This window comes from Streptomyces kaniharaensis, from assembly GCF_009569385.1.
Lineage (GTDB): Bacteria > Actinomycetota > Actinomycetes > Streptomycetales > Streptomycetaceae > Kitasatospora > Kitasatospora kaniharaensis.
On sequence record NZ_WBOF01000002.1, the window covers coordinates 168,730 to 190,624 of the forward strand.

The following is a 21,895-nucleotide window of genomic DNA, read 5'->3' on the forward strand; positions in this document are numbered from 1 at the left end:
CTGAGAGGGCCCGAGTAGGAGTTCCACCCCTGATGACCAGCACCAATCCGTCCGCAGCCGACCCGGCTCCCAAGCCGAAGCGCCGCACTTTCAGTCCCGAGTACAAACTGCGGATCGTCGCCGAGTACGACGCCGCGCCCGAGGGCGAGAAGGGGCGCGGTCCTGCGCCGCGAGCGCCTGTACCACTCCCACGTCACCGAGTGGCGGGCCGCGCGCGACGCCGGGGCCTTGGAGAACCTGGTCGACCGGCGCACGAGCCCGGCCCGCCCGAAGAAGTCCGCCGCCGAGGTCGAGAACGAGAAGCTGCGCCGCCAGGTGGAACGGCTGGAGAAGGAACTCGCCCGGAACAAGGCCGCACTGGAGGTCCTGGGAAAAGCGTCGGCGCTCTTGGAAATGATCTCCGAGAGCGCGGACTGACGCACGCCGCCGACCCCGTCGTGGACGAGGCGTTCACCGCCGTCGAACACCAGCTGGGCACCACGGCCGCGTGCCGGCTGACCGGCCGCTCCCGGGCCACCCACTACCGCCGCCTGAAACCGCCGCCCCCGCGCGGGCCCAGGTCCCCACAGGCCCAGCCCTCGGCCCTGACAGCCGAAGGACGCGATGCGGTACTGGCGTTGATGAACAGCCCCGAGTACGCCGAACTGCCACCCGCACAGATCTGGGCCCGCGAGCTGGACACCGGGCGCTACCACTGCTCGGTTTCCACGATGTACCGGATTCTGCGTGAGCGGGGGCAGTCGGGTGAGCGCCGCCGCCAGGCCGCCCACCCCGCCAAGACGGTGCCCGAACTGGTCGCTGACGGCCCCTCCCTGGTGTTCACCTGGGACACCACCAAAGCGGCCGGCCCCAGCAAGGGCATCTGGTACCACGCCTACGTCATCATCGACATCTTCAGCCGCTACATCGTCGGCCACACCGTCGAACTGGCCGAATCAGCCGAACGGGCAGAGGAGTTGATCCGGGAGGCCATCGCGCGCAACGGCATCGTCCCGAGACCGTGCACGCCGACCGGGGCACCTCGATGACCTCCAAGAAGGTCTCCCAGCTGCTGATCGATCTCGGCGTCACCAGGAGTCACTCGCGCCCCAAGATGAGCAACGACAACCCCTACAGCGAGGCCCAGTTCAAGACCACCAAGTACATGTCCGATTATCCCGAGCGGTTCGATTCCCTGGCCCACGCCCGTGAATGGTTCGACGCCTTCATCTCGTACTACAACCACGAGCACAGGCACTCGGGCATCGGACTGCACACGCCCGCCAGCGTCCACTTCGGCACCGCGGAGGAGATCCGTGACCAGCGGGCCGTCACCCTCGCCGAGGCCTACGCGCGCCACCCCGAACGCTTCGGCCGCCGTCCCAGACCACCCGAGATCCCGAAGACGGCGTGGATCAACGACCCCGCGAAGCGCAGGGAACCCGCACCACAAACCTCATAGCGTCACGACCGTCTCACTGGACTTGAAATCTTCCGAAGCGCCGGATCACCGACGACGCGGCAGGCTACCGACTGCTGCTCGACCTGCTTGCCGAACACGGCGACAGCCCCTGCCAACCGGCGGATCCGGGTCCTGGGCGCCACCGAGCATCCGACCGCGTCCTGGGTAACGCAGACGGCGAAGAACCTTGTCATGGACCTCGAGGACGCCGGATGCCGGGCCCGCTACCTGATCAGGGACCGGGACGGGAAGTTCCCCACGCTGTTCGACGCCGTCCTGCAGGACGCGGGGATCGAGGTCGTGCTCAGCGGGGTCCGGATGCCGAGAATGAACTCGCTCATGGAGCGGTGGGTGCAGACCTGCAGGCGAGAACGGCTGGACCGCACGCTGATCTGGAACCAGCGCCACCTCATGCACCCGTTGCGCGAGTTCGAGCACTTCTACAACGGGCACAGGCCACACCAGGGCATCGCGAATGCCCGCCCGCTACACCCGCTCCCCGAACCGATCAGCGCCCCCGAGCAGATCAACCGCCTCGACATACGAAGGCGCGACCGGCTCGGCGGCCTCCTCCACGAGTATCAACATGCGGCCTGAGCAGGGCGGATGAGATTTTCGGCAGGGGCAGCGTCCGGGACGGGCGCCGGCTCCGGTGCGAACGGCTCCCCGGCCGGTCCCGCATCGGCATCCCGGCGCCGCGGCGCGGACAGCACCTCGCCGACGCGCTGCCGGGCGATCAACCACTCCTGCCACTCCGTCTCCGCTTCCGCGAGCTCAGCCAGGACCCGGTCCGCTACCTCTCGCAGTCCCTCCACCCGCTCCCGGGCGGCCAGCTCCCGCTCGTCCAACAGACCCACGACCGACGCCATCCCGGCACCTCCACCAGCAAGACAACCCGACCACCCGAGCTTGCCTCGCCAACAGCGACATCATGCCTGAGCTGCGGAAACACACCGATCAAGTTCGGTACGACAACGGCTTCTTACCCCCGAACACGAACCCAGCCCCACCCCAGACTTCTCAACCCACCCGCGAACCCCCAACCCACCAACAAGATCAACCAGCAACCCACCCACCCGCCACAACATGCCAGCCACCAACCACCCCCGGCGCATACAGGGCTCTCATCCAGACCGCGGAAATCCCCACTACTTCTCGCGTGATCCACAAGTTCTCAACCAAGCACCAAAACACGCAGGTCAAACAACCCTGACACCCGACCAGCAACACCCCCGCAGAACCGGCCCCACCCCTGAACCACCTCACCACGGCCTGGCCCTTCTCAACCAACCCCCAAACCCGCAGCCCGTCGTTCCGTCAGCCCCCGGCGCCGGTGCGCCGCTCGTGGCCCCTTCTGGGCACGCTGAGATCGAGCTTCCCCGTGAGCAGATCGCCGAGTACGCTGCGGCTTCGCCGAATGGCTGAAGATCGGGCGCGACCACCACCGTGCGAACATCCCGTTCAACAACGCCGCGTCGATCCTGGTCGCCGTCGAGGTCTCGGCCCGCGCCCGCGCCTTCACCGCCGACGGCAGCCGTATCCGCTCTGGCCGCTGACCGATCAACAGCCGGCCGTGCCGACAACCCATGCGGGCGTCGGCACGGCCGTACACCCACGCCCCGAAGGAACACCTTGCGACCCACCACCTGCATAGCTGCCACCCTGGCCATGCTCGCCGCTCTCACCGCCTGTGTCAGCACCACCACACCCACCACGACGGCCCCGGACGACAGCCCCGCCCTGCGGTGGGCCCGCACCCAATTCCTTCTCGCCGACCACGCCACCGGCAACACCCTGTGCCACGGACGCGACAGGGACGGCATCGAATCCGCCATCGGCTACGCGATGATCCACGCCCCCAACGACAACATCCCTGACCAGGACCGACGCGACGCGATGCGCCATGTCATCACCGTCATGTGCCACTCCCCCAGCGCCCCGAAGACGCACCAATGACCGACGACACCCCGCGCCCTGATCGCGACACGCGTCCCGACATACCGCCATAGCAGCAGCCACAGCAGTGGGTCTGTCAGGGGTCTGGCCAAGGTGCGGCGGCTACCCGCCTCACCTTGGCCAAACCCCCGGAGAGCGAACGTCTGAAGCTCAAAGCCGTCCTCGCCGGCTGCCCCGAACTTGAGGCCCTCACCGAGCACATCCGCGCGTTCGGGAAGATGCTCACCCAGCTCCAGGGCAACCAGCTCCCGCAATGGATCAAGGCGGTCCGCGCCGACGACCTGCCCAGCCTCCACACCTTCGCCAACGGCCTCGAACGCGATCTCGCCGCCGTCACCGCCGGCCTGACACTGCCCTGGAGCTCCGGCGTCGTCGAAGGCCACGTCAACCGGATCAAAATGATCAAGCGCCAAATGTACGGCCGCGCTGGCGGGAGCACGCTGGTGCGGCACGCCACCGTGGTCACGGTTAAGTTCTCGCACCGTGCCAGGCGCTTGAGCAGCATCTCGTGCGCGGCGATCCGGCTCCGTTTGTGGAACCTGGCCTCTTGCTCCGGGGTCGAGCAGAACTGGCCCCCGCCCCTTGACCAGCTTCACCGCGTGCAGCTCGGCGTTCTTGGGCACGCCCCATTCCGACTCGACCTCTCGCCGGCCTTCCAGCCAGCAGTGCAGCAGGTCTCCCCACCCCGCTGCCGGCACCAGCAGACCGGTCAGCGTGCGGATCCTATCCGAGCCCGAATCATCGACGTAGCACAAGTACACCGTCGGACTATAAGGCTCCGACCTGTCGCCCCATCAAGTCGCTTCAGTCACTGCAGGATCACCGCGTGCGCTCGCCCGCGTCAGCCGGCCGGGACCGCGGGGACAGGGGGATGCCCGGGTCCCGGCCGTGCGAGGCACCGGCCGCACCAACCGCGACCGTCAGCAGCCCGCCATGGAGAGTGGCGGGGCTGCCGTGACCGGAATGCACCAACAGGTCACACCCGACGGCCCCTCGCCGGGTAGAGCTTTGCGTGCAGCACGCGGTTCTCCCACCACGGATCGTCTGGAGTGGAGACCAGAGCGGCCACCAGCTCGCGCTTGATCCGAACCGGCAGCATCAGCGGGCCCAAGTCCTTTGCGGCGCGGGCCTGTACACACTCGGGGCACTCCGGTCCGGCCCGGCCCTCTCCCGCAGATCCAGCTCCGAGCCCTCCTTCCCCCCGATCGAGCCCCGGCACGTCCAGCACGGCCGCAGCACGGCGTTAGCCGTGCGGGCGGCCTCCTCGGCCGGTTCCAGCGGCGAGGCAGCGGCGACCGGTCCAGGCAGCACAGCGGACGGAACGGCAGCAGGCCGGGACGTAGGTCAAGGATGAACAACGGCGCAGCCCGACGACCGGCGACGTCGGCCGCGCGGGACGGCCGGTGGCGCGGCGCAGCAAACGGTGGGGACGGCCAGGGACGGATGGTGGCGGACGACAACGCCAGCCGCGGGTGGCCGCACGGCAGACGGCGGCCCGGCGGCCACTAGGAGCTGTCCGGCCGATCATGTGACTTCCGCCTGCCCTGAGAAGCCATTCCCAAATCGAAGGTAGGGTCACGTTTTCCCAGGTGAGGGGTGTGGCCGTCGTTCGGTAGGCATGCTCGGATCGTCGTGCTGGTGCGGGGCGTGCTCGGAGGTGGCGGATGCCGTCGGTGCTGGGAGTGCTGGAGAAGCGCGAGCGAGTGGCGCTGGCCCGGGCGGAGGAACTGCGGTCCGAAGTGGAGCGGCTCCAGGCCGCGTTGGCCGAGGCGGAGGAGGCCGCGCGGCGCGCGGTCATCGCCCGCGAGGAGACGGTTGAGGCCCTGGCCGAGGCGGCTGGCGCGGTCGATGCGCCGGTGGAGGTGCCGGCTGCGGGGGCTGCGGGGCCGCGGGTGAAGGTGCCGCTGTGGTGCGAGGGCGTGGGGACCGGGGAGCTGCCGCTCGACTGCGCGCGGATCGTGGCCCTGGTCGAGCGCGACGCGGCCGGTGGCGGGGAGGGAGTGCGGGCTCGGGCCATGCGCGAGCATCTGGGCTGGGCGTCGAGCGACGCGAAGGAGCAGGCCGCCCGGTTCCGGGCGAAGCGGCTGGTCGAGCGCGGCTGGCTGACCGAGCAGCGGCCGGGGCTGTTCAGGCCGCGGACAGCTTGACGCGGCGGGGCGCGGGGGCGCCGGAGCGGGCCAGGCGGCGCGTGGCCGGGATGCTCGCGGCCCACCAGGCCATCGCCTCGGTGCTGTCGATGCGGGTCTCGTAGTCCCGGGCGAGGCGTCTCGCCCGGATCAGCCAGGAAAATGATCGTTCCACGACCCAGCGGCGCGGCAGCACCACGAACCCGGTGGCGTCGTCGCTGCGTTTGACGACGGTGAGCGCAAGGGCCAGGACGGTGGTGGCGAAGGCGACCAGCCAGCCGGTGTAGCCGCTGTCGGCCCAGACCAGGGCGATGCGGCGGTGTTCGGTGCGCAGTTGGTCAAGGAGGTCGCGGCCGGCGTCGTTGTCTTTGACCGAGGCGGCGGTGACCAGCACGGTCAGCAGCAGGCCCAGGGTGTCGACGGCGATGTGCCGTTTGCGGCCGTTGATCTTCTTTCCGGCGTCGTAGCCGCGCGAGGCGGTCGGCACGGTGGCGTCGGCCTTGACCGACTGCGAGTCGATGATCGCGGCGGTCGGCTCCGCCTTCTTGCCGGCCAGTTCTCGCAGGCGGGCGCGCAGTCGGCCGTAGAGCTCCTTGATCAGGTCGTTGTCGCGCCAGCGGCGGAAGAACCGGTATACGGCCCGCCACTTGGGGAAGTCGGTCGGCAGACTGGCCCAGCGCACGCCCTCGGCGACCAGGTAGCGCACGCCGTCGATCATCTGGCGGTGGCAGAAGCCCTCCGGGCGTCCGCCCTTTCCGTTCAGCCAGGCCGGGACCGGCAGCAGCGGCCGGACCAGGTGCCATTCGGCGTCGGTGAGGTCGGAGCTGTAGCGGCGGGTCCGGTCGGGCTGGTCGGCTGCGTTGCCGAGCCGGTGGGCCAGGCAATCGCACGGCGACACGCCGGAGTTGGACGCGGACGGGGTCGACACGCCACAGTGGGACACCTGGGCCTCCTGGTGCTTGGTTGACTCGACATCACCGAGCTGTGCAGGAGGCCCTTCTGCTATGCGCCGGCCACGGAGTGATCACTCGAACGAGGCTGATGCGCACGGAAGTTCGAGCGGCAGTCGTATCCATCGGTTTGGGAATCGCTTCTCAGACCAGTGGTAGGAGTTCCAGACATCGTCCAGAACCGGGTTGCGGTCCACACTGTGGCGGGCAAGGACCGCGTCGAGGCTCCACGTGGACTCCTGAGGATCGGCGGCTCGTGCCAGGAGGAGAGCGGACGCCGAGGTGTCGGTGAGCATGACGAGGTGCTCGATCTCCTGCGCGCTGGCAACGGTGACAGGCAAGGCAGTGCTGGGCAGGCCGGGGGTGGGGAAGGGTGCGTTGGCGATGGGGAACGGCTCCAGAGTGACGACGATGCCGTGACGAGGCCGGTCCTTCGGCACGGCAGCGAAGTCCGGGTGTCCGTTGGCGATCAGCTGCTCCGTCCGGTTGATCTGCTCGTACGCCTTGCCGATCTTTCGGACGGTCTCGTCCACACCGAAGGCCAGGCCGAGGCGGACGTTCTCCGTCGGCATGCAGGCCTTCACTTCGACCAGCAGGACGAGGTCGTCGAACACGACGATCCAGTCAACGCTCTCCCTCTTCTGCTTCCCCACCATGTAAGTGATCTCCGGGAGCACGTTGGCGTCCACTAGTAGGCGCAGCTGACGGCCTATGTACTGTTCGAAGAGGTAACCGGTCTCGATGGTGAAGCCCGGGCCGAGGCTGGCGAAGCCTGTGAAGTAGAGGCTGGCCGGACTGGCCTTGCGGTGAACGAGCTGCGGGACGGGGCACAGCAGCCAGGCGTCGCCGAATCCGGTGACGGCCGGGCGCGCCAGGAGCGGGTTGTGCGTGAAGCGACGCAGCTGCGGGTGGGAGGCGCCGGGGGTCCTCGCGACGCGCGTGGCGGTGTCGCGTTCGGCAGCTCTGAACGCCTCGGTATCCGTGGCGAAGTGTCGGTCAACGGTGGCCAGCAGGGTGGTGCGGTCGATGATGTCGTAGATGCCGGCGGCCTGGGGGGCGTCCAGGTAGGCGAGGTCGAAGCGGCCTTGCGAGTACATCGCGGCGGCCCACAGGATCTGGGTGACGCCGATGTAGTCGGTCAAGGTGCAGCCCAACAGGTCCGTGTCCCAGCCCGGGACCAGCACCTGGGGTGTGCGGTGATCGGGGAACGCGGTGTCGCGGAAGATCGCGCCAGTGCGGGCCAGGGTCGTGGCCTCCGGGGCCTGCCAAACGAACTGTTCGCCAGAGGTGCGCATCAGGAAGTCCCGCACCCGGACGCTCAGGTCGCCGTCGTCATTGTGAAGGGTGAGGTCCTTCAGCTGAGAGTACGCGCAGAGGATCTTCAGCAGGTCGTCCTCGGTGGCCTCGGCGCGGTGGAACTCGGTGCCGAAGGTGAGCGCGACGCGGGCGATGTCCGCCAGGGCCCACGGCGTGTACTTCCGGTAGGGGCTGTTCAGCCAGGGGTGCTCCTGCCCAGGCTGGCCCCACCTGACGGCCGCTGCGGCGACCAGCGGCAGCAGGGAGCTCGGTCGGTGTCGGCGAACACGCTGACGGTACTCGTCATCCGTGACATGCCGGTCATACAGGTATGCAGCCACGCACTTATCGTCCTGCGGTCCTCGGACCACCTGCCACCGGTTTTCGCGTGTGGGTGTACTGCCAGCGCGCGGCATCAGCCAGCGCAATCGCCGGGAGCAGTACCGGGCCGCACGCAGCGGTGTCGAGCCGGACGGCCTGGCCGCGTCGGCCACCGGCAGCCATACCTCGGCGCCTGACCCGGGTCGTCCTGCTCCGCCTGGGCGACTGCCTTCACCAGGTGATCGGGCAGGTGGAACGGTGAAGACCAGGTGCCGGCGCCGGAACGGCTCCGCCTCGCCCGGCCGCTCGATCTCCTGATCCTGAACCAGGCGCAGCACCGACGGGATGGGCAGCGCCGCCAGGTCGAGGCCAAGGTCCTCGAGCAGCTCCCGGCGCAGCGCGTCGGCCGGGTCTTCGCCGTCCTCGACCAGGCCGCCGGGCAGCGAGTGCTGGGGCCGGTCTCCCGCTGGCGCCGGATCAGACACACCCGGCCGTCGTGGACCAGCACCGTGCACCTACCCGCACCCGGACCGGTCCGGCCACCGTAGTGGTGGTCACCGCCGGGCCCAGGCCGGGCAGGCCGGCTCATGCCAGGTGGTGCGGACGACCACCCCGCCCGGGGTCAGGTGCTCGCTCGACCAGGTCCGGCAGCACCCGGTGCTGCCCGGCCGGGCCGGGGCCGGCGGCCATCCGGCGCGGACCGGGGAGGCGGTGGGCGCGGCCGGGCGGCGGCGACGGCGGCGCCTGGTGATGGGTGTCGTCATGTCGCAGGCTCCGCCCACCTCGCCATCCCGCCGAACCCCGCCGCCGACCGGACGGCGTACCGCAGTCCGTTCTCACCGGCCGCTGACCTGCCACGACACCCGAAACTCACCGGGTTCAAGGCGAAACTCACCGGCCCTGGGCGAAACTCCCCAGTTCAGGTCAGCGGCCGGTGCTCGGGGTGAGGCCGGGTCAGGACCGGCGCCACCAGGAGCTGGTGCGCTTCGCCTCGGCGGCCGCGGCTTCGGCGGCGGCCCGCTCCCGCTCGGCAGCCTCCCGCGCCTTCCGGTCAGCGTCGGCCTGGCGGCAGCCAGCGCACAGCCCGTCGTCGTTCCAGCCCCGTTCCTTCTCCTCCCACCGCTCATCCGAGAACGGCGCCGAGCAGCGGCGGCACGCCGGACGGCGCCGCTCCCGCTCCGCCGCCTCCCGCGCCCGGCAGCCCCGATCCGCCTCCGCCCGCTCGACGGCCAGCAGCTCGTCGCCGTCCGGGTTATCGAGCGCCTCGGTGAGGGTGTGCCAGCCGCGGCGACCGAACCGGTGCCAGACCGCCGCGTCGGCCCCGTGGCGGCGCAGCAGCGGCAAGGTGGTGGCCACCACCGGCAGCGCCCGGTGGTGGTCGCGGGCGTGGACGGCGTCGCCGCCGTACGCGGGGGCGTGCCAGATGTCCTCGGAGGCGGCCTCGACCTCGGTCATGCGGTGCAGCAGCCGCTGGTGGTCCCGCTTAGCCTTCTCCGCCTTCTGCTCCGGGGTGGAGCCGCTTCGCTCCGGGTCGGGTGCGCTTGCGGCCGGCCTCCAGGACCAGGGCGCGACCGGTGGCAGGCCCGCGCGGGACCGCCTGGCCCTACCGGCCGCCGATCGACCGGATGACCTCCGCTGTGTCCCGGTCGCTCCGTAGGGCCATCTCGGTCGCGAGAATCGGTCCCGGCCCCCGGCTCGGGCCCTGGCACCGTCCGCGTGGGGCTCGTCCTGGGTCCGCTGCCCGTGGCGGGTTCTTTCCGGTCCCGTCCCGCAGGCTCTCCCCGCCCTTTCCGGGAGAGTGTTGGGGGTGGGGCTGCGGTCGTTGCCAGGCCCGGCCATGGCCGTGCCGGCCCGGTCCGGTGGCTGGCGCGGCCGCCCCGTGGGTCCCCGCGCCCCGGTTCGGTGGCCGTGAGCGGTCCGTGCGTGGTGGTGGGTGTCCGGGCGGGGCGGCGCCGGGGTGTGGGCGTGAGAGCCCGTGGTGCCGACGTGGGCTGGTCTACTCGACCGTGGCGGCGATGACGGTCCACGCGTTGGCCGGTGTGTCGTCCAGGCGCAGGTCGAAGGTGAAGGTGATGGGCCTGCGTTTGTGCGGGTCACCGCGCAGTACCTGTTCGCTGCGGCGGTCGACTTCGTAGTAGACGCCCTCGGTGTCGACCGTGACGCGGAAGACGACCGGGTCGCGGGAGACCAGCGAGCGCACCGTGACGCGGGTGACGGTGGCCTGGCGCATGACGGTCCGGTGGGCGGTGCGGACGGGCGTGAAGTCGAGGCTGCCGTCGTTCATGGCCCATTCCTCGAGGAACCGCTCGACGGCGACCTCGAGGACGGACTTGTCGAACCGGCCGTCGAGGACGCTCAGGTCGCCGGCGGCGGTGTCGGCGTCGGTGCTCCACGAGATGTTGGTGAGCGACAGGATGTCGCTCACCTTGGTGACTGTGCTCTTGCCGGCCACCTCGAGCACGGCCTCGCGGGCGACCTCTTTTTGGTCCCAGCCGTCCGTCTCGATGGCGCCGCTCAGGTGGTGCGCGCCCTCGGCGGCCTGTTCCAGCGACGACACGATCCACTGCCCGGCCGTGTTCTTGCGCAGTGTCCAGTACTCGACCGGGCGCGTCGAGCCGTCCTTGCGCACGGACTGCCCACCGTCGGCGCGGCGTACGTAGTCGTTGAGCGTCGCGGTGATCCGGAAGGTGACGGTGTCGTTCACCTCGCCCGCGCGGTTGGCGACGTCGACCAGTTCGACGACCGGGCCGGAGACGATCTCCACGACGTTGACCTCGCCGCGTGAGGCGTAGTCGTGCAGCTCCTCGGCCCACTTGCCGTACAGCACCGGGGACAGGATCCGCTGCAGCATGGCGTGATCGTGCCCGCTCCAGGCACGTTGGGCCGTCTCGTACAGCCATACGGCGCGTTGCTCGAGCGCCGCGCGCTCGAAGGTCGCATCCGTGTCGGCGATGGCGTCGACGCGGGCTGAGATGCGGGCGGCGCGCTCGCGCGCCTGCGCGTCCGCGCGGTGCGCCGTGCGGTCGGAGACGGTGTTCAGGCCCTGTGCCAGTTTTGCCCTGCGGCGCCGGGACCACAGCCACAGGATCAGGAGGACGACGGCCACGATCACCAGCACGGTGAGGAGCCCGCCGCTCCCGGCCCCGACGCCCGCTCCGAAGCCGCCGCCCGACCCGTGGAAGCCGCCGCCATGGCCGCCCCCACTGCCACTGCCCCCACTGCCCCCGCCACCGTGGCCACCGAAGCCGTGACCGCCGCCCCCGCCGCGGGCGTAGGCGGCCGTCGGGCTGCTCAGCGCGACGGCTCCCGCGAGCACACATATCCACCGGCGGACGCGCACCGGGCCCTCCCTCAACGAACCGGAGATTTTCCGCGCCAGCCTACAAGCCGGGGGTGTTCGGGAGGTTTGGAGGTCACCGGGCCGCCCGGCACGGGGGGACGGCGACGTCGGTGCGGGGCGGGTCAGCCAGCGACGGTCTCGGCGTGCCGGTCGAGCGCGTCCAGAAGCGCGCTCTGGTGGTCGGTCAGCTTGCCGTCAGTGCGCGCCGTTGCTTGCTTGCGCAGCCACGTGCCGGGGCGGAAGGTCGGGTCCGCCTCGCCGCCGGTCCGGTTCGCCGGGCCGTCCAGGGTACCGCCGACGGCGAGGTAGGCGAGCAGGCGGCGGTACGACCTGTTCCAGTCCGGCTCCAGCCGCCACAGCTCGTCCAGCGCGTCCAGCTTCGCGGTCTGGTCCTTGGTCAGGTTGTCGGCCTTGCGCTGGCGGCGCATCCACGCACCCACCGCGTAGTCGTCCAGCTTCTCCGTCGCCGGGATCGCCAAGTGCCCGTGCTGGTGATGGAAGGCGGCCGCGTAGGCGTAGCCGCGCTCCCAGGCGTTCGCGTTCTTCGACCAGATCATGCCCAGCGCGTCCAACTCGCTGACCCGGGCCGGGTCGAGCAGGCCCTGGCCGCTCAGGTAGCGCTGCCGGTCGAGCCAGGAGATCAGCTCCGCGTGGCGGGTCTTGTCGGTGGGGTCGAGGTGGCCGTGCTCGAGGTGGAACACGGCGGCGACCGCGTGCATCCGTTGCCACTCGCTCGCCCGCGGATTGAACGCGCGCAGCTTCACCGTCTGGAGGATCCGCGCCGCGTGGCGGCGGGCGTCGATCCGCAGCCAGTCCACCGGCGACTCCACCACCGCCGGCGGCTGCTCGCCCGCCCCGGCCTCGGCGGCCTCGCCTTCCTCGGCGGCCTGTGCCGTGGCGTGCTGGGGCTGGGCGCGGTGGGCGCGCAGCTCGGTGATGCGGCCGACGACCCGGGCGTCGTGCGCGGCCAGGGCGCGCAGGACCCGCCAGATCGTGCGGAAGCTGGAGGCTTCGATCTCGGTGTCGGCCTCGGCCTTCACGGCCTCGCCCGCATCCTTCACCTCGGACGGGTCGGCGGCCGCCGTGTCGTCGCCGACCTCGGGGGTCGGGAGGTAGACCGGGATGATGACCCAGGAGACCTTGCCCTGCCGGTAGGACTGGCGCAGCGCCCGGCCGACGGCCTGCACGATGTCGATCACCGACGATTTGGGGTCGGCGAAGCAGACCGCGTCGACCGCGGCCACGTCGATGCCCTCGGTGAGCAGCCGGCTGTTGCAGAGGATGCCGCACTCTTCGCCGTCGTCTCCGGTGTGGGCCTTGAACTCCGCGAACGCCTGGCGGAGGTCCCGCAGTCGGTCGGTGCCCGCGACGGCCTTCGCCCAGATCCGCTCCGGGCGGTCCGCGTCCTTCAGCAGCGCGGCCGCCGCCGGCAGGTCCGCGGCGAACTCCCGCGCCCCGGACACCCGCGAGTGGAACGTGATCACCCGCCGCAGCTCCAGATCCGCGACCGCCCGCAGCACCGCGACCTGCAACGCGAGGCGCAGCAGGTCCTCGTTCGAGCGCTGGGAGCGCAGGTCGGCGACCGCGGGCAGGTTCAGCAGGTCGCGCAGGTCCTCGTCCGTGACCACCGGCACGAGGACCCGGTAGTCGGCGAGGTAGCCGTGCTCGATCCCCTGGCCCAGCGTCCAGGTGTAGACGGTCGGGCCGTAGATGCTCTCGTCGTCCATCGAGCACAACGCGGGCAGCTGCTCGGCGCCGTCGCTGTCGGTGTCGGCGCCGAGGTCGGTCAGGTCGTCCTTGGCCTTGCGGTCGTCCGCGATCCTCGGCGTCGCAGTGAAGTACAGCCGCCGGACGGCGGGGACCTGGTCGTCGGCGTGGACGGCGGCCCAGGCCTTGCCGTCGGAGCCGGCGGTGCGGTGCGCCTCATCGACGACCACCAGGTCCCACGCCGGGAGGCCGTGTAGCTGGTGGGCCTGGACGATCCGCTCCAGGGACGCGTAGGTCGCGTACACCGTGACCGGCTCGCCGGGCTTGGCCGAGGTGACCAGGTCGGCGATCCGCGCGGCCTGTGTCGACACCTGTGCGCGGATCCGGCCGCCGGCTTCCGCGCTCTCCAGCGCTTCCTCCCGCGAGCAGGCTGCCACCGCGAGTCCCCGGCGCCCGCCCTTCAGCGACCACGCCTCGGCGGTCTGTTCCAGGAGTTCGATCGTGGGCACCAGGACCAGGACGACGCCGCGCGCGGCCAGGCGCCGGGCGCAGCCGGCCGCGATCAGGGTCTTGCCGGATCCGGTGGCGGCGACGACGGTCGCGCGGCCGCCGTTCTTCACCGCGCGTACGGCGGCCGCCACCGCGTCTTTCTGGAACCAGTGCAGCGGCAGCGGGTTCACCACGGCGGTGCTGGCGGACGGCTGCGCGGGGGATGGGCAGCGGCCCGGCCGACACGGCGGCCTCTGCGGTGGTGGTGGTCGTGGTGTCCACGGCGGTGCGTCTCCTTCTGGTCTGCCAAGTCATGGGGTGGTGCCGGGGCCCGGTGTTACCGGGGGATCCAGCCGCGGACTTCGAGGTACTGGATGTCGGCGTCCTCGACGGCCCGACCGGTCTCCACCAGCCAAGCCCGCACCGCCCTGCGCACCCGCGAAACCCTCGTGGTGCTACGGGTGCGCGAGAACACTCGGCTATTGAAGACTGCGGAGTCCTCCGGCAGTTGCCTACCAGATGGGCGCCAGCGCTTGCGTGAAGAGGCTCCCGCTCCCGCTCTCGCTGAGAGTGGTTCTCCCATGACGCGTAGGTGCTATCTGACCCGAAACGGTAAGGTTCCGCGCTCGTTGATCCGGGTGTGACGGATCTGGTGGGAGACGCGCGGCGCCTGTCGCCGAAGGCTCAGGAAGCTCTGCGGATGCGGGCGGTTGCGGCGCTTCGCGCTGGCCGGGGCCGGAACGAGGTGGCCGAACTTCTGGGTGTCACCGTGGAGTCGGTGACCGACTGGTGGGCCGCATGGCAGGCCGGCGGTCGGGATGCGCTGGTGTCCAGGACCCGTGGCCGGCGGTCGGGCGAGCATCAGGTGCTCGACCCGGACCAGCAGCAGTGCGTCCGGCAGGCCCTGATCGACCACCGTCCCGAAGACCTCGGTCTGGGCGGGCAGTTGTGGACCCGCGCGATCGTGGGCGACCTGATCGCCCTGCTCTACCGGGTGCGGCTGACCGAGCAGGGCGTGGGCAAGTACCTCAAACGATGGGGGCTGTCGTTCCAGCGCCCGGACAAGCGCGCGATCGAGCAGGACGTGGAGGCGGTCCGCACCTGGCGCGAGGAGACCTGGCCCGCCATCCGTGCGAAGGCCCAGGAGGAAGGTGCCGAGGTGCTGTTCGCCGACCAGACCGGCGTCCGCTCCGACCAGGTGTCGGGCCGGACCTGGGCCCCGCGCGGCGAGACGCCGACCGTGCGGCGCACGGGCAACCGCTTCTCGGTCAATGCGATGTCAGCGATCAGCCCCCGGGGCCGGATGTGGTTCACCGTCTACCGGGGATCGTTCACGGCCGAGGTGTTCTGCGACTTCCTCGACCGTCTGAACAGGCAGTTCGACCGCCCGGTCCACCTGGTCGTCGACCGGCACTCCGTTCACCGCAGCAAGAAGGTCAGAGCCTGGCTCGCCGATCATCCCGGCCGCATCACTCTGCACCTGCTGCCCGCATACGCGCCCGAGACCAACCCGGATGAGCTGGTCAACGCCGACCTGAAACGGACCCTGCTGCCGGCCTCCCGAGCCCGCAACGCCACCCAGCTCGCCGACGAGGTCCGGCGCTTCTTCCACCGACGCCAGAAACAGCCGCACATCGTCCGCGGCTACTTCCAGGGCCCGCACGTCCGCTACATCACCGAGGTACCAGAAATTTAGCGTTTCGCGTCAAGTATGTCCGAAATTTCGAGATTCCGATGGTGTCCAGACTGCCGCCCTCATGCAGCAGTGGCCACCGAGCGGCAAGGCTGATTTCGAGGTCCAATTTCGTGCCTCATGAGTTATGCGACAATGGGGATGATCTTTGTTCGAACGGAGAAGCCTTAGTCCCAGAAGATTGGACAAGACATCATGAAGAATCGTGACCGGCGCCTTATTGCCCAGGTTGAGCGGGACGCCCTAGACGCCACCAAGGACCTCAGTGAGGCGCTCAGGAAGTGCATCATCCTCGGAGGGAAAGCAGGCTCTGTCAGTCTGCGCGAATGCGCATCGCGCGAGCTCACGGGCTACGGTCCCAACGATGAGCTGCCCGAATACCGCACCGTTGGCGCACCTATCAAGGTCGATGCCATCACATTCAACGCCCAGATCAGGGGCCAGCGCATCAGTCCGCGGGTGCTTCCTGCACCGCTGCGGGAAGCGATCGACGAGAGCCACTCCTTTCGGAGTGGGGTCGGTGAGCTCGAAGGTGTCGTCGATCAGTATCGAAGCCAAGGGCACGTGCGGATCTCACTGCCGATGGGCGCAGATGTCGCCGACCTCCTGAACTATGCGAACGGAGACCCGGACCAGAAGATCACCGCCGTCTATTATGAGGTCTCCATAGCAAGTATCCGCGCCATCCTCGACAGGATTCGCACCACGCTGGTTTCACTGATCGCAGAGATGCGTGCGGGAATGCCAGACGACGAGGATGTTCCATCGGCCGGGATCGCCGACCAGGCGGTCAGCGTCGCCGTTTACGGGAAAGGATCGCGGGTCACCGTCAATAACTCGCAGGCCAAGAACCGCGGCAAGAGCACCGTTAGCGTGGGTGGTGCGGCTCCCGATCAGACGCCCTTTTGGACCCGCTCTCGCAAGATCGGGTCCTTTATCGTCGGCATCATGACGGTCGCCGGTGCCATCGCCGCCATCATCGCGGCCCTCAACTAGCGCCAGCAGCGAGGAGGTGGTGGCCTGGCAACCAGCGCGTGGGTTGCAAACCTAGTCTGACCTCCTCTGTCTGCCCGCCCGCGCCCGCGTCGGGGAGTTCCACCTCGTCGTCAACGATCCTGCATGAGGAGGTACGAACCACAGGGTGCGCAGCAGACACACCCTGCTCGCGCAGCGGGGAACTGTGATCCGTGGATGGCGATCGCCCTCATCCGGCTCGCCACCAATGGACACAGTCTTTACTCGCACCGGGATCACTCCTGCCCCGCGCATTACGCAGTGAGCAAGCCTGAGACCGATGGGCAACCCGCCACCGAGCCGGGTCAGCAGGACAATTGAAGCACGAGAGGCATGTTGCTGATCTTCGTCCCGAGCGAGCGAGGGTAAATTCATGAACGCGTCAAGCGACGTCTCTGGCCTTGCCCGGCCCGGCGCCCGGCTCCCGGTCATGGAACGGTTGGCCCCGCAGGATCTCATGCTGCTGTGGTCGGACGATTTCGGCTGGCCCGAGGTCATCGGAGCCCTCGCCATCCTCGACGGTGCCAGGCTCCTCGATTCAGACGGTCGCTTCCGGACCGAGACAGTGCGGAAGGTGGTGGGAAGCCGCCTGTCTCAGGTCCCTCGCTTCCGTCAGCTTCTCCACACGCCCCGGCGCGGGCTCGGCCGGCCGCTGTGGGTCGACGCCTCGGTCTTCGATCTCACCGAGCACGTCCGGGTCCTCCCCTTCGCCGCTCCTCCCGATGAAGCGGGTCTTCTCCAGGCTGTCGAGCACGTGCGGGCCCTTCCCCTGGACCGGTCGCGGCCGCTGTGGGAGATGTGGTTCCTGCCCGGCCTGACCGGCGACCGGGTGGCCGTGTTCATCAAGGTGCACCACACGATCGCCGACGGCGCGGCGGGCGTGGCTCTGCTCGGCGCGTTCCTCGATCCGAGCGCCGATACGCCGACGACGCACGCCCGGCCCTGGACCCCGGCACCGGTGCCCTCCAACCGCGACCTGTTCGAGGACAACCTCCGCGGGCATGCCCGAGCGACGGAAGGCACGCTGTCGAAGCTCCGCCGACCCGCCACCACCCTGCACCAAGCCCGGAACAACTGGCCCGCGGTACGCGAGAACTACTTCAAAGGGCGAGCGCCGCAGATGAGCTTCAACATCCCCGTCGGCCCGCACCGCAGGCTCGCGCTCGTCCGCAGCCGTCTCGACGACGTCAAACAGATCGCCCACAGCCACGAGGTGAAACTGAACGACGTCCTGATGGCGGCCACCGCCGGCGGTCTCCGAGAACTCCTGCTCAGCCGCGGGGAAAGCGTCGAGGATCTGGTCCTGCGGGCCTTCGTGCCCGTCTCGCTCCACCAGGAACAACCTGGCAAGGCGCGCGGCAACCGGTCCGGAATGATGTTCGTGCCGCTCCCAATCGGTGAGAGCGATCCGGTTCGCCGACTGCGGCTGATAGCCGCCGCGAGCGCCCGACAGAAGCACTACGTCGTCGGCCCGCCCGAAGGAATCCTCGGCCGCAACCGTCTCATCCAGCGGACCATGATGCGCGGCCTCGGCCATCAACGCTGGGCGAACCTCTACGTCGGGAACATCTTCGGCCCCCCGATCCCGCTCTACCTCGCCGGAGCGCGGATCACCGAGATCTTCCCAGTGGTACCGATCACCGGAAACTTCACCCTCGCCATCGCCGCGCTCTCCTACGCCGAGCAGTTCAACATCGGCGTGGTCGTCGACGCGAACGCCTGTCCCGACGTCGAGGTCCTCGCCAACGGCGTACGGAACCACCTGCATGCGTTCGACACCTCCCGTCATCACGCCGAAGCGGGGTAACGGGCGGAGGCGAACAAGGACTGCAATGGGGCCGACCGGGTCACCGGTCCGATGACGCATCTGGCCAAGCAACCCGGGCGTGCTCTTCGGCCGCCGCCCTGACCGCTCGGAGCGTCCCACGCAGAACGACGCCGACTCCCGCGGAGACGAGCGTCCAGTAGCGGCCGAAGCGGGCGGTGGATTCCGCATCGGTGCAGGCGGTGCGCGCCTCGTAGGTGAGCAGCGAACGCCGGGTGCCGTACGGATGGACCACGAAGGCAGCAGCCATCTTCGCCCAGCCGGCCTCGTCGAACGACGTGAACTCCTCCGGTTCGACCCTCCGCCACTCGATCGAGGCCTGCCAGGGCTTGCCGACCGCCCCGAAGACAAGTTCCCGCCCCGGAGTCTCGCCCAGCGCCACCCAGGGCTGGTCCTCCCACGCGGCCCCGGCACCGTCGAACAGGTCGGCCACCCGCATCGACGGCGGGGTCGGCATAGGACGGCCGCGAAGTCGGTCCGGCAGCCCGCGCGCCCACATGGCCGCGTTGAGGAGCGGAGAGTCGAGGGTGAGCAGGTCCAGCCCGCGCGCCGCCCCGTAAGCGGCGGGGGGCGCCGCGGCGAGCGCCACGTATTCGAGGCGGGAGAATCCGAAGTCGGGCAGCGCACCGTCCAGCAGCAGCGGGCTGCCGACGGGATCGAAGGTCGAGCCGGTGCTCATCATGGCCTCCCAGCTGCCCGTCACGTGGTCCGTCGGAGCCGGGCGCGCAGGTTGTGGAACTGGCGGGTCTGCATCACGAAGTGAGCGGGTTCCCAGAACAGCAGGTCCATCGGGCCGGTGAGCACGCGCGGCCGGCTGCGGCCGTGCGTGCGGACGACCAGGCGGGTGCCCGCATCGGCAGGTTCGAGGTGGAAGCCCCACACCGAGCTGACGAACGCCCGCGGCGCGGGTCCGTCGGCCGGATCAAACGGGCGGCCCGACGGCACTCTCGTATCATCCCGCAGCACCAGAGTCCGTTCCGGCACGAGTACCGCGACGGTGAACCAGGCGCGACCACCGGGCACCGATGCAAGCCGCTGCCCCGCCGCCAGGCTCTGCCACTGGGGGACGATGCGATCCGCGCTCGGCCGTCCGCCGTTGTCCAGCCGGTCCCAGCTGTACCAGCCGCCGCGGTCGCAGCCCATCTGCACCAGCCATGGCCACACCTTCGAAGGCGGCGCGGGCAGGGTGGTGGCCATGGTCGAGCCGCTGTCAGCACTGGGGATGAGCTCATCGCCGGGATAGGACCGTGCAGCCTCCTCGCTCGTCGCGCCCCAGGTCAGCATCCTCGGCCGCAGGAGAAGACCGTGGAGCACCAAGGCGACCGCGGCGGAAGCGACGGCGGCCGGCCCGACCATGGCTCGGTGCTCGCGCACACTTCGACAGTTACTCATCCGACTCGGTGGCGCCATCGGACTGCTGCGCTGCAGAGGGGGTGGCTTCGAGGGCGGACATCACCACAGCGCCGCAACCACTGGTGAAGTTCAGCGAGCCGCAGCCCGCGATCCGGCGGCATGCATCGCAATGAGGCGCCGTCCACCTCGAGCGCGGAGGCCAAGCGACTCAGTCAGCCTCCGCTCTGAGGGGACTGCTCGGGAGGCCTGCCGGCTTCTTCCAGGGTCGCCTTGATGGTGGCGATGTCGCGTTGGAGCTCCGGGCGCATGCGGCGGCGTAGAAGGGGCGTCGCAAGCGCGAGCACCCCGCGCAGCTGGATTTCCATCCTGAGAACGAGGTGGGCGCCGGCAGGGCCCGCTAGCACACGGCCTCGCCAGCCCGATCGCATCACCTTCGACCTGCCGAACATCTCCCAGACGCTCGGGCGCTCGAGGCGCACGCACTCGCTCATCACGGGAGGACCGGAGACGAACTCCATCCGATACCGAGCTCCGACGTCGAACGGTCCATCGGTGACCTTCTCGACGCCCTTCATCCTGACGTTCCACTGGGGCTCGTTCATGGGGTCACTGCAGTAATCGAAGGCATCCTCGGGTGACCTGGCGATGTCGGCCTCCACCTCGATCACCGCGATGCGTCCGGGGTCAGGGATAACGAATGTCTCCATGAACGCCCACCTTCCAGCACACTTCTCGTCCGCCCAGCCTCGCAGCGGCGCGGCCAACCGTCACGAGGAGTGGGCCGTGTCGCGATCTCGTGTCCATCGTGCAGCGTTACTAAGGAGTTCTACGAAAGTGCTGATCACAGCCGTATGCCGTCGATCAGCTGCCGACGCGGCCACACCGGAGGCCGCCCCGCCTTCTTCCCCAGCGGCAGCAACGGCTCCAGCCGAGCCCACTGCCAATCCGTCAGATCTCCACGCACTACAGCGCGCGATCATGCACAACCTTGATCCACTTTCGCAACAGACCCCTAGTGTCCTGCGCCAGGAATTCGTTCAAGATATGAGGCGAGTCGTTCGAGGATTTCGTCGGCGGTCCTGGTCCAGGTGAACGGGCGGGGGTTCTCGTTCCAGCTCTTGATCCAGGCCCTGATGTCCTTTTCCAGGGCATGGACGGACTTGTGGACGCCGCGCCGCAGCTGCTTGTCCGTCAGCAGCGCGAACCACCGCTCCACCTGGTTGAGCCAGGACGAACTGGTCGGGGTGAAGTGCAGGTGGAACCGGGGGTGTCCGGCCAGCCACTTCTGGATCGCGGGGGTCTTGTGGGTGGCGTAGTTGTCGCAGATCAGGTGCACGTCCAGGCCGGCGGGCACTTCCTTGTCGAGCTTGGCGAGGAACTTCTTGAATTCGGCCGCGCGGTGGCGGCGGTGGAGAGAGCCGATGACCTCGCCGCTGGCCACGTTCAGGGCGGCGAACAGGGTGGTGACACCGTTGCGCAGGTAGTCGTGGGTGCGGCGCTCGGGCATGCCCGGCATCATCGGCAGCACCGGGGCGGAGCGGTCGAGCGCCTGGATCTGGGACTTCTCGTCGACGCACAGAACCAGGGCTCGCTCCGGCGGGTCCAGATAGAGCCCGACCACGTCGCGGACCTTGTCGATGAACTGCGGGTCCTTCGACAGCTTGAAGGTGTCGGCCAGGTGGGGCTTGAGGCCGAAGGCCCGCCAGACACGGCCGACCGTGGACTTCGACAACCCGGTCTCGGCGGCCATCGACGCCCGCGACCAGTGCGTGGCGTCCTTGGGGGTGCGCTCCAGGGTGGCGACGACGATTTCCTCGATCCGTTCGTCGCTGATCTTCCGTGGAGCGCCAGGGCGTTGCTCGTCCGCGAGCCCTTCCAGGCGGTGCTCCAGGAAGCGCCGCCGCCACTTGCCGACCGTCTGTGGCCAGATGCCGAGCTCTGCGGCGACCTGCTGGTTCGTCTTGCCGTCCGCACAGCCGAGCACGATCCGGCACCGCTGGGCCAGGGCCTGCGAGGACTTCGCCCGCCGCGACCAGCGGACCAGCGCCTCACGCTCGTCGTCGGTCAAGGTCAGCTCGGCCATCGGCCGCCCCATACGCGCCATGAACACAGACTATAGATATGAAGCGAATTCCTGGCGCAGGACACTAGATGGTCTCCAACCATGAGAAGGCCCTAGCGACCGCTACGAAGGGTGACACCGGTGTGGTTCAGCTGGCCACTCAGTTGGACCTTAACGATTGCACAACACATACAGACTTGACAGGGAATCCCGTGGTCTCTGTCCCGTGTCGGATGATCTTGACCGCTTGCCAAACGATCTTGGTGAGGTTGTGGAGTGTTGTGTGACCCTCAGCGATGTCGGCGGATGGCAGTGGCAGATG

The 21,895-nt window shown here is 69.4% G+C and carries 22 protein-coding genes and 2 pseudogenes; 10 read left to right on the plus strand and 14 right to left on the minus strand.

What is annotated here, in order from left to right:
* Positions 1-228: 228 nt before the first annotated feature.
* From F7Q99_RS28300 to F7Q99_RS28315, 4 genes are all read left to right on the plus strand, one after another.
* Entirely contained in the window at positions 229-417 is a 189-nt protein-coding gene (locus F7Q99_RS28300) for a hypothetical protein (protein WP_153466800.1), read from the plus strand.
* Positions 418-437: 20 nt separating this feature from the next.
* On the plus strand, positions 438-1,028 hold the full coding sequence (locus F7Q99_RS28305; RefSeq protein ID WP_153466801.1) for a DDE-type integrase/transposase/recombinase: 591 nt from the start codon (positions 438-440) through the stop codon (positions 1,026-1,028).
* Positions 1,001-1,441, plus strand: a complete 441-nt coding sequence (locus F7Q99_RS28310; RefSeq protein WP_195911285.1) for an integrase core domain-containing protein — start codon at positions 1,001-1,003, stop codon at positions 1,439-1,441. Before F7Q99_RS28305 ends, F7Q99_RS28310 begins: the two co-directional genes overlap by 28 nt.
* Before the next feature lie 192 nt (positions 1,442-1,633).
* Positions 1,634-2,038 (plus strand): integrase core domain-containing protein, encoded by a 405-nt coding sequence (locus F7Q99_RS28315; RefSeq protein WP_230210965.1) that lies wholly within the window; start codon positions 1,634-1,636, stop codon positions 2,036-2,038.
* Here the strand turns inward: F7Q99_RS28315 and F7Q99_RS28320 are convergent.
* Positions 2,023-2,310: a hypothetical protein gene (locus tag F7Q99_RS28320; RefSeq protein WP_153466804.1), complete on the minus strand. Its 288-nt coding sequence runs from the start codon at positions 2,308-2,310 to the stop codon at positions 2,023-2,025. The genes F7Q99_RS28315 and F7Q99_RS28320 overlap by 16 nt on opposite strands.
* Before the next feature lie 763 nt (positions 2,311-3,073).
* On the opposite strand from F7Q99_RS28320, the gene F7Q99_RS28325 reads away from it, so the two are divergent.
* Together F7Q99_RS28325 and F7Q99_RS41665 are read left to right on the plus strand one after the other, a co-directional pair.
* Positions 3,074-3,397 (plus strand): hypothetical protein, encoded by a 324-nt coding sequence (locus F7Q99_RS28325; RefSeq protein ID WP_153466805.1) that lies wholly within the window; start codon positions 3,074-3,076, stop codon positions 3,395-3,397.
* Between the two features lie 131 nt (positions 3,398-3,528).
* Positions 3,529-3,828: pseudogene (locus F7Q99_RS41665) on the plus strand (transposase); the annotation flags it as partial.
* Between the two features lie 545 nt (positions 3,829-4,373).
* Here the strand turns inward: F7Q99_RS41665 and F7Q99_RS42755 are convergent.
* Complete coding sequence (locus F7Q99_RS42755) at positions 4,374-4,496, minus strand: hypothetical protein (RefSeq protein ID WP_268267683.1); 123 nt, start codon at positions 4,494-4,496, stop codon at positions 4,374-4,376.
* A 565-nt stretch (positions 4,497-5,061) separates the two neighbouring features.
* On the opposite strand from F7Q99_RS42755, the gene F7Q99_RS28335 reads away from it, so the two are divergent.
* A complete protein-coding gene (locus F7Q99_RS28335) occupies positions 5,062-5,544 on the plus strand; it encodes a hypothetical protein (RefSeq protein ID WP_153466807.1) in 483 nt (160 codons plus the stop codon).
* On the opposite strand, the gene F7Q99_RS28340 is transcribed toward F7Q99_RS28335, so the two are convergent.
* The 7 genes and pseudogenes from F7Q99_RS28340 to F7Q99_RS28365 form a co-directional block, all read right to left on the minus strand.
* On the minus strand, positions 5,525-6,466 hold the full coding sequence (locus F7Q99_RS28340; protein WP_326847283.1) for an IS5 family transposase: 942 nt from the start codon (positions 6,464-6,466) through the stop codon (positions 5,525-5,527). The genes F7Q99_RS28335 and F7Q99_RS28340 overlap by 20 nt on opposite strands.
* 81 nt (positions 6,467-6,547) lie before the next feature.
* Positions 6,548-8,110 carry a nuclease-related domain-containing protein gene (locus F7Q99_RS28345; protein WP_326847367.1) on the minus strand — a complete coding sequence of 521 codons (1,563 nt, stop codon included), beginning with the start codon at positions 8,108-8,110 and terminating at the stop codon, positions 6,548-6,550.
* A gap of 192 nt (positions 8,111-8,302) precedes the next feature.
* Positions 8,303-8,605, minus strand: a pseudogene (locus F7Q99_RS43330) (NUDIX hydrolase); the annotation flags it as partial.
* A 39-nt stretch (positions 8,606-8,644) separates the two neighbouring features.
* Positions 8,645-8,854: a hypothetical protein gene (locus tag F7Q99_RS28350; RefSeq protein WP_153466809.1), complete on the minus strand. Its 210-nt coding sequence runs from the start codon at positions 8,852-8,854 to the stop codon at positions 8,645-8,647.
* Between the two features lie 190 nt (positions 8,855-9,044).
* Positions 9,045-9,545 carry a hypothetical protein gene (locus tag F7Q99_RS28355; protein WP_153466810.1) on the minus strand — a complete coding sequence of 167 codons (501 nt, stop codon included), beginning with the start codon at positions 9,543-9,545 and terminating at the stop codon, positions 9,045-9,047.
* Between the two features lie 541 nt (positions 9,546-10,086).
* A complete protein-coding gene (locus tag F7Q99_RS28360; RefSeq protein ID WP_326847284.1) occupies positions 10,087-11,430 on the minus strand; it encodes a TIM44-like domain-containing protein in 1,344 nt (447 codons plus the stop codon).
* Between the two features lie 122 nt (positions 11,431-11,552).
* Positions 11,553-13,817: a DEAD/DEAH box helicase gene (locus F7Q99_RS28365; RefSeq protein ID WP_153466812.1), complete on the minus strand. Its 2,265-nt coding sequence runs from the start codon at positions 13,815-13,817 to the stop codon at positions 11,553-11,555.
* Between the two features lie 461 nt (positions 13,818-14,278).
* Here F7Q99_RS28365 and F7Q99_RS28370 point away from each other — a divergent pair, with 461 nt between their 5' ends.
* The 3 genes from F7Q99_RS28370 (at position 14,279) to F7Q99_RS28380 (ending at position 18,140) form a co-directional block, all read left to right on the plus strand.
* Positions 14,279-15,322, plus strand: a complete 1,044-nt coding sequence (locus tag F7Q99_RS28370) for an IS630 family transposase (RefSeq protein ID WP_407697890.1) — start codon at positions 14,279-14,281, stop codon at positions 15,320-15,322.
* 192 nt (positions 15,323-15,514) lie between these two features.
* Positions 15,515-16,315, plus strand: coding sequence for an AbiTii domain-containing protein (locus tag F7Q99_RS28375; protein ID WP_153466814.1), 801 nt, complete (start codon positions 15,515-15,517; stop codon positions 16,313-16,315).
* A 448-nt stretch (positions 16,316-16,763) separates the two neighbouring features.
* Positions 16,764-18,140, plus strand: a complete 1,377-nt coding sequence (locus F7Q99_RS28380) for a wax ester/triacylglycerol synthase family O-acyltransferase (RefSeq protein WP_153466815.1) — start codon at positions 16,764-16,766, stop codon at positions 18,138-18,140.
* A 40-nt stretch (positions 18,141-18,180) separates the two neighbouring features.
* Here F7Q99_RS28380 and F7Q99_RS28385 read toward each other — a convergent pair whose 3' ends face one another.
* The 5 genes from F7Q99_RS28385 to F7Q99_RS28405 all read right to left on the minus strand — a co-directional run bounded on the left by F7Q99_RS28385 (position 18,181) and on the right by F7Q99_RS28405 (position 21,606).
* The gene (locus F7Q99_RS28385) at positions 18,181-18,861 is read right to left on the minus strand and encodes a hypothetical protein (RefSeq protein WP_153466816.1); all 681 of its coding nucleotides are present in this window, start codon (positions 18,859-18,861) and stop codon (positions 18,181-18,183) included.
* A complete protein-coding gene (locus tag F7Q99_RS28390; protein WP_326847285.1) occupies positions 18,858-19,532 on the minus strand; it encodes a hypothetical protein in 675 nt (224 codons plus the stop codon). The genes F7Q99_RS28385 and F7Q99_RS28390 overlap by 4 nt, the downstream gene beginning before the upstream one ends.
* Before the next feature lie 191 nt (positions 19,533-19,723).
* Positions 19,724-20,218: an SRPBCC family protein gene (locus F7Q99_RS28395; RefSeq protein ID WP_153466818.1), complete on the minus strand. Its 495-nt coding sequence runs from the start codon at positions 20,216-20,218 to the stop codon at positions 19,724-19,726.
* 134 nt (positions 20,219-20,352) lie between these two features.
* Positions 20,353-20,475 carry a transposase gene (locus F7Q99_RS43335; RefSeq protein ID WP_326847286.1) on the minus strand — a complete coding sequence of 41 codons (123 nt, stop codon included), beginning with the start codon at positions 20,473-20,475 and terminating at the stop codon, positions 20,353-20,355.
* A 48-nt stretch (positions 20,476-20,523) separates the two neighbouring features.
* Entirely contained in the window at positions 20,524-21,606 is a 1,083-nt protein-coding gene (locus tag F7Q99_RS28405) for an IS630 family transposase (protein ID WP_153466636.1), read from the minus strand.
* Positions 21,607-21,895: the final 289 nt, after the last annotated feature.

Excerpts from the sequence above, each read along its gene's own strand:
- F7Q99_RS28395 (WP_153466818.1), bottom strand. The coding sequence starts at position 20,218 with ATGGAGACATTCGTTATCCCTGACCCCGGACGCATCGCGGTGATCGAG.
- F7Q99_RS28350 (WP_153466809.1), bottom strand. The coding sequence starts at position 8,854 with ATGACGACACCCATCACCAGGCGCCGCCGTCGCCGCCGCCCGGCCGCG.
- F7Q99_RS28320 (WP_153466804.1), bottom strand. The coding sequence starts at position 2,310 with ATGGCGTCGGTCGTGGGTCTGTTGGACGAGCGGGAGCTGGCCGCCCGG.
- F7Q99_RS28355 (WP_153466810.1), bottom strand. The coding sequence starts at position 9,545 with ATGACCGAGGTCGAGGCCGCCTCCGAGGACATCTGGCACGCCCCCGCG.
- F7Q99_RS42755 (WP_268267683.1), bottom strand. The coding sequence starts at position 4,496 with ATGCTGCCGGTTCGGATCAAGCGCGAGCTGGTGGCCGCTCTGGTCTCC.
- F7Q99_RS28405 (WP_153466636.1), bottom strand. The coding sequence starts at position 21,606 with ATGGGGCGGCCGATGGCCGAGCTGACCTTGACCGACGACGAGCGTGAG.
- F7Q99_RS28315 (WP_230210965.1), top strand. The coding sequence starts at position 1,634 with ATGGACCTCGAGGACGCCGGATGCCGGGCCCGCTACCTGATCAGGGAC.
- F7Q99_RS28375 (WP_153466814.1), top strand. The coding sequence starts at position 15,515 with ATGAAGAATCGTGACCGGCGCCTTATTGCCCAGGTTGAGCGGGACGCC.
- F7Q99_RS28335 (WP_153466807.1), top strand. The coding sequence starts at position 5,062 with ATGCCGTCGGTGCTGGGAGTGCTGGAGAAGCGCGAGCGAGTGGCGCTG.
- F7Q99_RS28380 (WP_153466815.1), top strand. The coding sequence starts at position 16,764 with ATGGAACGGTTGGCCCCGCAGGATCTCATGCTGCTGTGGTCGGACGAT.